Consider the following 12,716-nt stretch of genomic DNA (forward strand, 5'->3'; position numbering starts at 1 on the left):
GCGGTCCGCCGATGCGGCAACTAGCCCACCGATCGCTATATGGCACAGCAACTATTAATTGATTCTTACCGCTCCAGATATTAATTCTACATCTTTGAATGAAAGTACAGCGATCCTGTGGCCTTGTTGTCTCACGCCACTCAGCCCTGCCCTGACCCGCTGTTCGGCTTAGGCCGAATTTGGGACCTACAAAAGTTTAGACACTACTGCAGATGTCCAGCCATGTTGATGGATATTAATTCCTGAATTCTGCTCCGAAATCCTTATGCTCTATTTTTCAATAGCTGTATCATTGGTCAGTATTTTATCAAATACGCGATTCTCGAGCGTTACGATTTTAAGCCTTATCATTCTGAGTCGAGTCAGTTTCCGATTCTTGACCATCTTAGAAATTGGAATTCTTCTACAAAACTCTGATGGTCTATTTTTCAATAACAGTACCATTGGTCCGGAATTCTTGAAATATGTGATTCTCAGGTCTTACAAACTGAAGCTCCAGCGAAAGTTTGCGTTATGAATTTTGAGCTTTAACAGACCTTGGCCAGCTGACTCCTAATGTGATTCATCTACCTTTCCAAGAGAATGATTACTGCAAAAACTCCGAACTTCTTGGATTCTACTAGTTTCTGTAATTCCTAATGAACTCCTTGGTTTGGTTATGTAATGTTGTCCTATATACGCCCTTGTGCCGGGCAGGCAAATCCTTTTGGCATTGCCCCAAAAGGATTCAAAAACGCTAGACAGAATCATGCTTCTCCGCAATGGCTTACACACCCCCGCGATTCTGTCGGCCAGTGCTCGAGGAACTACATAATTTGATTAGCAATTCTAAAAATCAAATAAGCTCCCCATCATATTATTTATCAGATAATTTACGATGAATTTTTGCCTTTTCCTGTTGAGCGACCGATTTATGGAATAATCCCATATTTGTCTTATTGTCAAAATTAATTTGCTGTTTCTGAAGAGCAGCTTTTAAAAAATCAGATGTTATTTGATCAATATTAGCCTTAAACGCATAGTAAAAATTGATTTTGAGTAAGATCGAAAACTTTAATGTCGGTATGGTGATCAAATCGATGGACTTTGTAATATAATCTTTGTTATCCTTCAATGAGATATCGGCTAATAAATAAAATAGAATAAATAATTTGTATTGGTTGTCTTTTGCTGCTTCCTGAAGGCTTTCTATTCTTTGTTTTATTAAGGATACAACGTTCCTATGACCAATGATATCATAGACAGTATTTTGAACATATGTGGGAATAAAAGAGCCCAGCAGTTTGACAAGTATTTTATTACTATCAGTTAATTCATTTTCATCTGCTTCAATTTCTTTCTTGAATTTATCGACTAGGTCAAAGCCCCAGAAACATGCACGATCAATTATATAATCAAAAATCTCAAATACTAGTTTCTTATCATTGATCTCATCAATGTTCTTGAAAACTCTTCCTAATATTGTCAATGTCTGTTCTAATGTGCCTGGATCATCATAATCTGTATCAGAGACCGTCTTCAGTTTGACATCAGTATCTTGCTCGATATTTCCAAGTTCATGTTGAGATTCTTCTTCTAGCTGATCAATTTCATCATGAGTAAGTTGTTCTATATCACCGGAAATTTTGGTTAATGCTTCACCAAGTAATTTAACTTCTTGAATTTTAGATTTTAGGTGAATGTCAATACTAGTACCATCATTGTATCGAGAATCAAGATTTCCGAATATTTTTTGGGATCTGGAGTAAATTTCTTTCAGAAATTTCAGGTCAGATTTAGCAAATCCTGCATAAAATTCAAACTCATTCCCAAATGACAGGTAGAATTTATCATCATTCAATGCTTCCATTCTGAAGTCTTCATTCAGCTCCATGTAATGAGCTAAAAAGTATTCAAATACACCATTGAGGCGGAAAGTATAATAATCATCTTCTTTTCTTTTAATGATGCCTTTTGTTTCAATGTAATCCCAGACTTCCCTGGCTTGAATATCATTTCTAGGATTCAGAGCTAAGTAATTTTGTGTGAAACTTATTACTTCCAGATATGGAGCGCTATAATTTGCTTCTTGATGATTAATCAATAAATGATGAGCCAAATGAGCTAAGTATTTCTTGTATTTATCAAAACCAAAACTAGCTTGGGATTGAACTAGATTCTCCCTCTCCAAGAGAGATTCAATATAGAGGTTAACTAACCCAACGTCATTTTGAAAATTGGCTGTCAACCCTTTCTTGAAAATCCAAAGAAAAAGTGAGACAGTCCAATAATTAAATGGAATTGACATCCTGTTGAATATTGATTCGATTTTCTCGACAATTTCTTCTTTATGTTCATTTTCTAATCCTGGCCATTTATCAGCAAGTAGACGGATATGTTTTTTTCGTAGTTTATGGAAATGTAACTTTTTGAATTCCTTCGAATTAATGTTGAAATTTTCTAAGGCGTTAGCGACTGTTTCGTCAGCAGTTATTCGAAATGTTAGATTCGCCCAAGAAGCATTTTCCTTAAGTGCAAGGAGAAACCCTTTATTATGAACATCAAAATTATCTATCAAAAGAACGATTTTGTTTGCTTGAAGATAAAGTTTTGACTCATTTTTATTCATTTCATAGTACCTACTAAAAGAAGTAATGAGATCAACAGATTCAGTCTCACTAGCATCTATATAGTATGGAATTTTTCCATAGGTGTGAACATTCTTTAAAAGTTCAATCTGTATTTTCTTTAGTAATGATGTCTTTCCGCATTTATCTCGACCTAGAATTAAAAGATTGTCATCTGACCTAATTATAGATTCAATATCAGCATCTACCTCAACTTCCTGACTTTTCATCATTTCTTTAGCTGACTTAAATTTCAAAACCGGGTCAGTAAATAGGTCAAGAAAACTCTTATCTTCATCTAAAGCTTTGCTTGATACGAATAAATCTCCGGCTTTTTCCAATTCTATATCGTACTTCTTGCGAATAGTTCTCCTAAACTTATTCTGCCTTGTCCTATCATTATCAACCGGTATTTGAATTGATGAATCGATTTCTTTTATGATCTCATTTCTTGTGTCATAAATCCGTAAAGACCGTTCAACTGATAAATCCTCTAGATTTAAGTCAAGAATCGAAAAACCGATCTCTACATTACCAGGTGCCAAAGTGGCTGAACCTGCTATTTTAGCCATACCATCATTCGCTGTAACAGTAATCCCGGTCATGCTTTTATGCATGTGTCCAGAAAAAGAAATATCAAAGTAATTGTGAATGATATCTTCAATCTCATATTCGTTGAATTCCCTTAGATATTTCAAAGGATGATGATGAAGTAGAATCTTCAAATCCACATCGCCAAGATGATGTGCAGCTTGATGTAGCGATGTTTCAGGGAATAACAATTTATTTCGGTCATCATTCCCCACTGCCCTCCATGCTGTATTGATTGAGACGATTCCTATTTTTCGATCTCCAAAATTTCTTTTATGCACTGAGAAAAACTCTTCATAATGATCATCCAGGAGTTTATGTGAGTCTTTATAAGTTAAGTCCATAAACTCATAATAATTTTCTAAAGGCTTGTGACTATCTTTTAGATCATCGTTATTCGACTCGACAAATTTGTTAAGATCATAATTTGAATTCAACTCATCATCTATCAGCTTCAAAACAGATCTACGAACCCCTGCTCGATCAACATCATGGTTACCAGGACAAAGAATGACGTTCCCTTGTTCAATATTGTATTTTTTTGATAATGGGTCCAGCAATACCTCTTTTGCTTCCAGGAAATCTTCGAGCCGAGCACCACTGAATGTTAAATCACCTGTAAAGAATAGAAAGTCCACATCTTCATCCTTTGACCTTTCTAAAAATTTTTCAATTAATCTCTTTTGTTTCGCCTTTGAACTTGCGTCGGATGAATAGTGAAAATCAGTCAGGTGAAGAATCTTCATATATGGTTATTTCTTTAGTTCCGTTTTGTATGAGCACAAATTATGCCATTCAATGGTTTGAAGCCAATATTCAAAATACCTGCCATACTTGCAGTCTTTCTTAGACATAATGGCATGATTCTATTCCCCCACAGAGAAAAACAAAGTTCCGGTGGCTCTTCAGGAAATGACAAGTCCAAGGCTTATTTAGCTTCCCTCCTGCCTACGCGCCGTAAACCAGCCTTTGGTCTTGCATTTACCTCAGACCTTCCGTGAGTGAACTGCTTTCCCTGGTGCGGTTACCAGGGGTTCATTTCATTCTCTTATTTATGTATAGGTATTTTGTTCGTTTCCGTTTCTTTGGCGTGTGGTTCTTCTTGGTTTGGTATCGTCAGCCGTCGTTTTGTTTTCGCTACACTGGTGGCAGGTTTTGGGAGTGCTATTGTCGCATTCTTTGGTTTGAGTTTTGTATTTCAGAGCTACCTTTCTAGGGTAGTTCTTTTGGTCATATTTCTAATTGCTTAGAAAAGACGAAAGCCCGCTTACGCGGGCCTTCGTTTGTAGAATTCCTAAGTCTAAACGCTCTGCCTTTTATGCAGCAGCATCTGTACTCAGAATCGCATCGATCTCACCAATCTTGTCTTCACGATACTGCTTCTGCAATTCCAATTCATCAATACCAGCTTGTTGTAGTACTGCTTCCGTGGCTGTCAATCCGCTTCCGGCACTATTCGCCGTATCAAGCTCACCCTGTAATCGATCAACCAAAGCTTGTTGGTTATCAATCATCTCTGTAGGTGCACTTGTAGTAGTTAAGTGGTCTAGAAGACCTTGAGCATTTGACAAGTCATCAGTAAGGGCAGCTAGTTCCTGCTGGTTCACCTCTTGCCGATTCACTCTGGTATTGAGCCTTGTTGTTGTTCGCACGATTTCTCTGTTGAGTTCATGTGCTTCAGCTGACCATTTCTGCTTCAGATAAGTCAACTGTTCGGATGTCAAATCATTGAAATTTGTCATGACCTTTAAATGTTTAAATTAAAAATTAAAACCAATATTTCCCTTAGGTAATGTTATGTTCGTTTTCAGTGATTTGCGTTTGTTCAAGAACAACTCACGTTCAATTAATTGAATTCCGCGAACGTCTGATCATTTGTCTCATCGAGAGACTTGTTACTTCTTCTAGTTTTCGAATGACCTGGTCTTGAGGAAAGTGCACTCCCCTTTCCAATCTGGATAAAGCTGACTGGCTTATTTCCAAAGCCTCTGCAAACTGTCGCTGATTCTTGCTTACCTGGCTTCTCGCATATTTAAAAACTCGTGCAGTGATGTTGTTTGTTCGTCCCATCATACATCCTTTAATTGTGCTTTTATAACGGACTGACTTTTAGGCTTATTGTGCACTTTTCTTGAGTCAGTAAATAAAAACAGTGACTCACACTTTTTTCAAAGTAAAAGGTGACTCAAAAATTCCAGTTCGAAAATGTGACTCAAAGTTTTATGGAGGATAATGATCTGAGTCAGTACTTTCAAGAATAGTGACTCAAGATTTTTACAAGGAAAGCGAATTGAGTCAGTACTTTAAGAGATGGTGACTCAGACTTTTCTATTTCTACAAACCTATTCAAAAGCTACTTAGACCAAAGCTGACCCAGGACAGGCTGTCCTCAACTTTTTAGTCCTACACTGTGACCCAAATTCCACTCAGACCAGATTGTGATTAGAAAAGTTTCGAAATTTCGTAATAGTGAATTGAAACGTAGAATAGCTTTTATTTGATCAATATAGCTTGATCAATTTCATATCGATGTTCTGTCCAATTGATTGGGTCTCCATTTATTCCTTTTTGAAGGGAACTATTGAGTAGCCAACTTATCAGATTAATACCTAGATCATTCATACCCTTATATTTCATACCAGGACCACTTTTGATGATTTCAGCATACTCTTCTGGAATAAGAATACTGTTATCCCCCAAATAATAGAAATAATTGGAAATTAGTACTGTATTGGAACTTGTATCTGTTTTTGTATGCTTTGTTCCGTTGACTTTTGAATGCGCCGAAGTTTCCTGAATCCAATGGCCAGTCTGCTCATCTGTATGATAAAAATTATCTCCATAAACCTGAACTAAGCTTCCGTTTTGTATCGGCCTTTTATACTGGAATCTCTCATCACTCCAATATTCATCAAAAGTCATTTTCTCCGATACTTTCATCGCATATATTAAGTGATTTATTCTCTTGATTTTTTTACTGCCAGTTCCAATGACCCAATCTCCTATTTCTAAATTCTTATTTCCTCTTATACCAGGTTTGCAAACAGCTAAGGTGCAATAACCTCCAAATGGATTAGGAGCCAAGCCATAATCATGTTCGATTACATAAGAGAAAAAATTCATTCTAACAGTTTATTTTAGCTACTATGTAAAGAGGGGATCTGGGATCTCCAGAAGGGTTCTCATTTGGAATTAATTTTCCATTGATGATATCAATCAGTTTATCCAGGGAATTCCAACCTATTGTAGCTCCACCATACTTCTTAAATTCCCTTGGTAGCTCCGCATCTTCTTTATTCCCATGTGTGTAAATTCCGATTATTTTCTTCCCCTGTCGATGAGCCTCTTTGATTTCTTCGTTAACCCATTTTCTTGTATGAGTTCTAGGGCCAATCAAGCAAATTAAGGCTCCAGCCCAGCTTATTTGCCTTCTCAAAAATCTTTTTATCACTGCATCACTAGGCCGTTTTTTGCGGGTGTGCTTAGTACTATCTACAGAATAATTCCTTACACTGTAGCCTTTTTCAGCAAACCTCTCTTTTAAGCGTTGAACCTTATCATCGTCTTTTCCATAATGGCTGATAAACACATTATTACCTTTTTTGCTCATGATCAAATATTTTTTGGTTTAAGTTCCATTTTGGCGGGTAGAAATATTCCAATGACTTCAATGATGTCGGCCTAAATTTTTGTTTAATTCTTTTTCGATCTGATACTCCACTTATTTCGGGGTGAGCAACTCGTGAGTATTTGTCAACTTCGCAAAACAGGTTTTGGCAGTCTATCAATTGCAAACTTCTTCCCCAGAGAGTCTGAAACTTTATTTCCAATCTTTCAAATTCCATCTCCTGTCTATCACACATCAACCTTATTACATCTTCATCTGAGTATTCTCCTTTATGTTTAAAGCACTTTCTGATGCCGTCAATTGCACCCGGCCCAGCTTTAACGAATTCCATCTCCGAAAAAGAAGTTAACTCCGAATAGTTGATATCTATTGCGTATTGGAAGGCTAAGAAACTGCCAAGTGTTGGGTAAGTAATGAGTTCATTATAAAGCTGTTCCATATTAGTCATTTCTGATAGCTTATGATGGAAGCCATCGTTTAATAAACTCTCCAATAACTTAAGGTGATTCTGGTGTTTGTAATTGAATCGATAACTGGATTTTCCAGATGCCATTATATAAGCACCGGAGTATATAGGCTGATTGTTTTTTATCGCACTAAGGGCATTATCATAAGCGTCGAACGAATAGCTTGAATAACTAATTTCTCCTAAGTACTTCTCTAGTTTTCTCCAAGTATCAATCTTATTGAAGATCTTAAAGAGAATAATTCGAAACACCATTTCAGCAGGCTCTCGTACTTGATCATATATTACCTCCTTTATTAAGAATTGGCTCACTCTATCAGAAGCCCTATAGGCATTAGTAAATTTGAAAAGACGTAAAACATTATCGTCAGTCCATGGAGGGATGCCGGATTCAATACGCTTGTAAAAGACACTTTGTCTTTCAGCGGCAAATTTCCAGTATGTATCAAATACTATCGACTCCTTGGGTAATTGCTTCTTTGTGACTATTTCTAACATCTTAAGTTTTATATCTTCAAATCAATTTTTTCCGATATAAATCAACTCTCTATTCTTGAGGCTTACAAGAACCCTGCCTCCATTATTTTGTCGAAGAAGGTTAAATACTCGGTATGAACTCAAAATGGCTATTTCCCACTGCTTTGCAGAGCAATCTTTAACCTCAATCTGACTAACTAATTGTTTAACTATTTTTAAAACATCTGTATCGACGCTTTTACTGTATTTCAGTAATTGGTGGTCCTGGGCATGATTATAGATAAAAAGCGAAACCAGTTCTTCTGTAATTTGAGCTCGAGCTCCATCTTCATTCTCATCAACTTCTTCTTCACTTTTTCTTTTCAATTTCATCAATTTTCTAATGACCGGTGACCATCCTAGATATGCGAGGTAACCGTAGTGAAAAATGTCATGAAATCTGTATCCATCATCTTCATAAGAATTATCAGTTAAAGGATCTCCCAATAACTCTCCGTCTCTTTTATCAATTATTTGAACTGTTTTCTTTCCATTTTCCTCAACAGGCTTGAATTCTACTTCAAATTCACCCGGGAATCTTTCATGTTCAGGATACTGCTTATCGTAATTCTTAAAAGATTTTGGATCATCTTCATTGAACCGATCATTTGTCTTCTCAAGGTTAAATGAAGCCACTTTCTCTAATTCAATGTTATTTTGTGTTGCAATCGCTGAAACATACCATAAAACATCGCCTAATTCTTCTATTAATCTTTCTTTGAAAGAGGTGTAGGATTCACCATCTCTTATCTTCTTCTTTAATTCAGTAAGTACAGAGCCAGCTTCCCCTACGATCCCAAGAAAAGGTATCACACCATTAATGCTTTCATCTAAATGGTATTTCTGGATTGTTGTTTTTGCTTGATCTTGATATTCATTAAAATCCATGAAATAGCTATTGCTCCACTTAAAAGTAGAACAAAACCATTACTTAGTAAATACCCATTAATGGGTATATTTTACGAAACAATGAAGTTTGAGAAAAAGGAAGGGCTTTTAATGCTGATATGTTGATTACTTATTGTTAGCTGACTAAACATCTTTTAACGTTCACTCAAAGCATTTTCACGTACTCTCGAATTACATTCAGGCTTACTATGACAAAATGATTATTCTTGTGACAGCTATCAAAATAACCAAACCAGAGTAGACTCCCCACACGGAAAAAGATTTCATAGCTTCAAAAAAGTGAGATGAGGTTTTACCCCTTGGCTTAACTTCGAACATATCCTTTACATTCAAGCTATCGTCATGAAGTTTCTTGATAAACTCTGAATATGCTTCTCGAAATCCTTTCTCCAATGCTAAGTAGTAACTATCCAAGGCAAAGAAAAGGATAGAAGGAATCATCGTAACCCAAGCCAGATCAGGTTTACCCTTATCAGCAATAATAATCAATATCGCAGAAACAAGGGTTATGCACCATGCTTTGCATTGAGAACTATTATTGGCCATTCTTTGTATCACACCCTGCAGTATCTGTAGGTGTGTTTGAACTGAAGGAGATGAGTCATTTAATTCTGACATTGGACAATAAGATTCAAATCTGAGTATCTACTGTTCTTTAAAAATATTAATAAACTGACTATCTCTTTTAGCCCTTCACCGATTTCACAATATTAAATTCATTCATTCTAGCTCTTAGATCAAGAGCAATTCCTATTTGATCGTCAATATTAATTATGAAATCTTTCCATTTCACCAAATGAATAAAGGACGAATGTCCACTGAATGCCTTTCCTCCAATATGCCTTTCGCATTGCATAAATTGAGGTTTTATGACATTGAACATATTTTCTCTTAGTATTTGAAAAAGAGTACCAGTTTTTATTGTTCGAGAATGGCAACTTGGACATGTTTCATCTTCAATCAAGTAATCATAGCTGCCCTGGGTTTCTGGAAGAACGACGGCTAGGATTGCATTTGTTTTGCTTCTTTGACCCTGTCTGGATTGTTCTTTAAGTGAATATGAGATCTCCCAGGGAATCCATTGCTCTTTTTCTGGCCTATATGTCTCCTTCATATTTTTAGATATTAATACTACTGTTACAGTACTATCAAAAATCTTATCTCCTAGTTTAGATCCTATGGTGGAGTCCTTCAGAGAGTCAAGGCTTTCATTATCATTTTCACCTTTATAAATATTGTCACCATACCCTAAAGTTCTCTGCAACTCATCGACATAATGTCTTGCAGTTGTAGTTATTCCATATGGAGTTGAGGTCAAGTTTTGAACTGCCTTATCTCCATATTTATAAGAAACAAAAATTTTCTTACCCATCTGTAATAGTAACTAACAATTGTTGATAGAATCAATACCCAATTCTGGGTAATTTTCTGATGACGACTTTTTGGGGCGTTCCCCTACGGGTCGGGCTATCCACGCTACATGGTAGCTTGCTCCTATCCTAAGGACACAAATCTGGGTCGGCAGGTACCAGCACCATGTTATGTTGAAAAGCCAGTTTTTCTAAGTACCTCTTCTGCTTGGCTATTAATGCATCTTCATAAGCCTGGATACCTTGCTCTACAAATGCCTCTCCTTTGGTCATCACTCGATAGTAATAGCAGGCGATTTTTCTAGCAATGGCTTTGATGGCAACTCCACCACCTCTTTTAGCTCTGATTCTCCTACCAAATGAACCTAAAGCAAGGTGTTTACTTGTGAGTATTCCTTGAGCAACATTTCTGAATAGGTAACTCGCCTTGTTGTGCCGTTTGACTTTATGCCTTCTGTTACTCTTTCCTGAGCTATTCTTCTGAGGGGCAAGTTTTAACCAGCTAACAAAATGCTTTTCAGTTTTCCAGGCACTCATATCCACACCAATTTCACTAACGATTTGCAGAAAGCTGTAATCAGTGATTCCCGCAATAGTGGTTGGGTCTTTTCCTTGAGTTAATTTCAATAGTGGCTGATGCAGGTCCTTGATATCTGGCTTGTGATAACGAATGGGCTTTCTTTTACCCTTGATTTCAACATCAGGTATTTGACTCGTAATTTCCTGAAGCAACTTTTCAACTTCTTTATCACACTCATGAATAAGCTCATTATAGTGCTTCCATGATCGATAGGCTTGTCTAAGCGCGAATAGATGTTCTTCTCTGTACTCTCCCTCTAATGCTTTGACCACCAAATCTCTTTTCTTGTTGAGAATCGATGCTTCACATAATTCAACAAGCTTTTCAGGATCAGTTTCACCATCCAATATCTTCTCCACCATACGTAACCCACTGGCACCCGTGATATCATTAATAGCTTCCGTCAAACGAACATTCATCAGAGTAAGCGCTTTTTGCATCAGGTGAACTTGACTTGCAGAAGATTGTATGTTATCTCGCCTTACTCGCATGTAGGTTCTCAGAACTCTAAAATCTCCAGTTGGCACAAAGCTTTTCCTCAAAAGACCATAACTATGCAATTGCCGTAACCATTGGCAATCTTTTACATCTGATTTTCTTCCAGGAACATTTCGAACATCCCGACCATTAACCAGATACACTTCAATACCTGCCTCTTCAAGTATGGAATACAAGATGATCCAATAAACCCCAGTGGATTCCATGGCTACCGTTTGAATTCTCCTACTAATCAGATAGTCTTTCAACGCATGACATCCTTGCGTATAAGTGGGGAAAATCTTAACCTGTTCTTCACCAGCATCTACGAAGAACTCTCTGCTACCGATATCTATTCCAGCAGCATGTTGATGGATTACATTGAGGCCTTTTTTCATAATCATTCATATTTAAATGATCTAAAGGCCAGCTATTCAGTAAGTAACAATATCATCCTAAGCGGGAATATCATCCGAAAATGACATCACCATAAAACTCTACATCCAATAGCCGGGACAAGTTTCCCTGACAGGTAATAAACACTAATTCGAAGCTCTGTCACTTCCATTAGATCATTGGTACTAAGTTAGCTAGTTGAGAAGGTGTCCCTGACCCAAACTCTCCGGCTTGCCGGTTGGAACTTCCCTAACGCTTTTGATTCTGCTTCATACTCACACCCATTTGCCACACTCCCAGGCTCCAGGCCTACCTCAGCCTGTGGTACTGTGGCTCCTCGGCAGCTCACGTATGGCAAAAGCGTGTTTTATTTCTACTTCAGTATGCGAGTCACTGGAATGAGGCCAAGCAAGAGGTCCGTAGCTGGAGAAAGTTCGAGGGTTAGTTGAATAATAATTCTACCTCTGATCACATGTCCTGCATGAAATACGATTATCAAATCACTCCACTCCGGAACACATGCTTTTGGCCTCAGAATAATTACCCGTTGTTGCTGCAAGACGTTCCGCACCCATTTGCCACTCTCCTACCCAATACCAGCGCGCTACTTGCGGTACTGTAGCTCCTCGTAGCTTGGAGTTGGCAAAAAAGTGCTTGTACCGACTCCTTTTGAAACTCCATTGAGATTAACCAACATAAGGTAATTACTATATCCAGTTTCCGCACCCTTTTGCTCGCACTCTTACCCACTACCCAACTTCTCGCTGTGGTACTGTGGCTCCTCGCTGTGAGGTACAGCAAAAGCGTGCTCAATACCGTTTAAAGAGAATGAGAGCGAGGCGGGATTCGAACCCGCGATAGTGATTTTGCAGACCACTGCCTTACCGCTTGGCTACACGCTCTAATTGGCCCGTCGAGGATTGATCGCAGCGGCGAACCGCCTCGAAACCTTTACCTTATAAGAGTACTGCTCTAACCATTGAGCTACGGGCCATAGTTGTTTTGTACGCCTACTAGGATTCGAACCTAGAAAACACAGATTTTAAGTCTGTGGTGTATGCCAATTCCACCATAGGCGCTTTGTACGGAAGAAAGGAGTCGAATCGCACCGGCGACCCGGCTTCAAAACTTCTCATCTTGAGTGAGACGGCTTTGCCATTTTGCCCACTTCCGCATG

Annotated in this window: 9 protein-coding genes and 4 tRNA genes; all 13 read right to left on the reverse strand. The window is 37.8% G+C overall.

The window, feature by feature from the left end; all coding sequences use genetic code 11:
* Nucleotides 1–856: 856 nt before the first annotated feature.
* Nucleotides 857–3,943 (reverse strand): metallophosphoesterase, encoded by a 3,087-nt coding sequence (locus R8G66_01165; GenBank protein MDW3190941.1) that lies wholly within the window; start codon nt 3,941–3,943, stop codon nt 857–859.
* Nucleotides 3,944–4,513: 570 nt separating this feature from the next.
* A complete protein-coding gene (locus R8G66_01170) occupies nt 4,514–4,939 on the reverse strand; it encodes a hypothetical protein (GenBank protein ID MDW3190942.1) in 426 nt (141 codons plus the stop codon).
* A 751-nt stretch (nt 4,940–5,690) separates the two neighbouring features.
* On the reverse strand, nt 5,691–6,320 hold the full coding sequence (locus tag R8G66_01175) for a hypothetical protein (protein MDW3190943.1): 630 nt from the start codon (nt 6,318–6,320) through the stop codon (nt 5,691–5,693).
* Nucleotide 6,321: 1 nt separating this feature from the next.
* Nucleotides 6,322–6,807: a TIR domain-containing protein gene (locus R8G66_01180; protein MDW3190944.1), complete on the reverse strand. Its 486-nt coding sequence runs from the start codon at nt 6,805–6,807 to the stop codon at nt 6,322–6,324.
* Nucleotides 6,791–7,789 carry a putative DNA base hypermodification protein gene (locus tag R8G66_01185; GenBank protein MDW3190945.1) on the reverse strand — a complete coding sequence of 333 codons (999 nt, stop codon included), beginning with the start codon at nt 7,787–7,789 and terminating at the stop codon, nt 6,791–6,793. Before R8G66_01185 ends, R8G66_01180 begins: the two co-directional genes overlap by 17 nt.
* A gap of 21 nt (nt 7,790–7,810) precedes the next feature.
* Nucleotides 7,811–8,695 carry a nucleoside triphosphate pyrophosphohydrolase family protein gene (locus tag R8G66_01190; GenBank protein ID MDW3190946.1) on the reverse strand — a complete coding sequence of 295 codons (885 nt, stop codon included), beginning with the start codon at nt 8,693–8,695 and terminating at the stop codon, nt 7,811–7,813.
* Between the two features lie 207 nt (nt 8,696–8,902).
* Entirely contained in the window at nt 8,903–9,334 is a 432-nt protein-coding gene (locus tag R8G66_01195; protein ID MDW3190947.1) for a hypothetical protein, read from the reverse strand.
* A gap of 67 nt (nt 9,335–9,401) precedes the next feature.
* On the reverse strand, nt 9,402–10,088 hold the full coding sequence (locus R8G66_01200; protein MDW3190948.1) for a TIR domain-containing protein: 687 nt from the start codon (nt 10,086–10,088) through the stop codon (nt 9,402–9,404).
* Between the two features lie 127 nt (nt 10,089–10,215).
* Nucleotides 10,216–11,541 carry an IS110 family transposase gene (locus tag R8G66_01205; protein MDW3190949.1) on the reverse strand — a complete coding sequence of 442 codons (1,326 nt, stop codon included), beginning with the start codon at nt 11,539–11,541 and terminating at the stop codon, nt 10,216–10,218.
* 829 nt (nt 11,542–12,370) lie between these two features.
* Nucleotides 12,371–12,441, reverse strand: a tRNA-Cys gene (locus tag R8G66_01210).
* A gap of 3 nt (nt 12,442–12,444) precedes the next feature.
* Nucleotides 12,445–12,533, reverse strand: a tRNA-Ile gene (locus R8G66_01215).
* An 11-nt stretch (nt 12,534–12,544) separates the two neighbouring features.
* A tRNA-Leu gene (locus tag R8G66_01220) sits at nt 12,545–12,618 on the reverse strand.
* 4 nt (nt 12,619–12,622) lie between these two features.
* Nucleotides 12,623–12,713 (reverse strand) — tRNA-Leu (locus R8G66_01225).
* Nucleotides 12,714–12,716: the final 3 nt, after the last annotated feature.

It is taken from the genome of Cytophagales bacterium, from assembly GCA_033344775.1.
Lineage (GTDB): Bacteria > Bacteroidota > Bacteroidia > Cytophagales > Cyclobacteriaceae > JAWPMT01.

Excerpts from the sequence above, each read along its gene's own strand:
- R8G66_01165 (MDW3190941.1), bottom strand. The coding sequence starts at position 3,943 with ATGAAGATTCTTCACCTGACTGATTTTCACTATTCATCCGACGCAAGT.
- R8G66_01170 (MDW3190942.1), bottom strand. The coding sequence starts at position 4,939 with ATGACAAATTTCAATGATTTGACATCCGAACAGTTGACTTATCTGAAG.
- R8G66_01175 (MDW3190943.1), bottom strand. The coding sequence starts at position 6,320 with ATGAATTTTTTCTCTTATGTAATCGAACATGATTATGGCTTGGCTCCT.
- R8G66_01180 (MDW3190944.1), bottom strand. The coding sequence starts at position 6,807 with ATGAGCAAAAAAGGTAATAATGTGTTTATCAGCCATTATGGAAAAGAC.
- R8G66_01185 (MDW3190945.1), bottom strand. The coding sequence starts at position 7,789 with ATGTTAGAAATAGTCACAAAGAAGCAATTACCCAAGGAGTCGATAGTA.
- R8G66_01190 (MDW3190946.1), bottom strand. The coding sequence starts at position 8,695 with ATGGATTTTAATGAATATCAAGATCAAGCAAAAACAACAATCCAGAAA.
- R8G66_01195 (MDW3190947.1), bottom strand. The coding sequence starts at position 9,334 with ATGTCAGAATTAAATGACTCATCTCCTTCAGTTCAAACACACCTACAG.
- R8G66_01200 (MDW3190948.1), bottom strand. The coding sequence starts at position 10,088 with ATGGGTAAGAAAATTTTTGTTTCTTATAAATATGGAGATAAGGCAGTT.
- R8G66_01205 (MDW3190949.1), bottom strand. The coding sequence starts at position 11,541 with ATGAAAAAAGGCCTCAATGTAATCCATCAACATGCTGCTGGAATAGAT.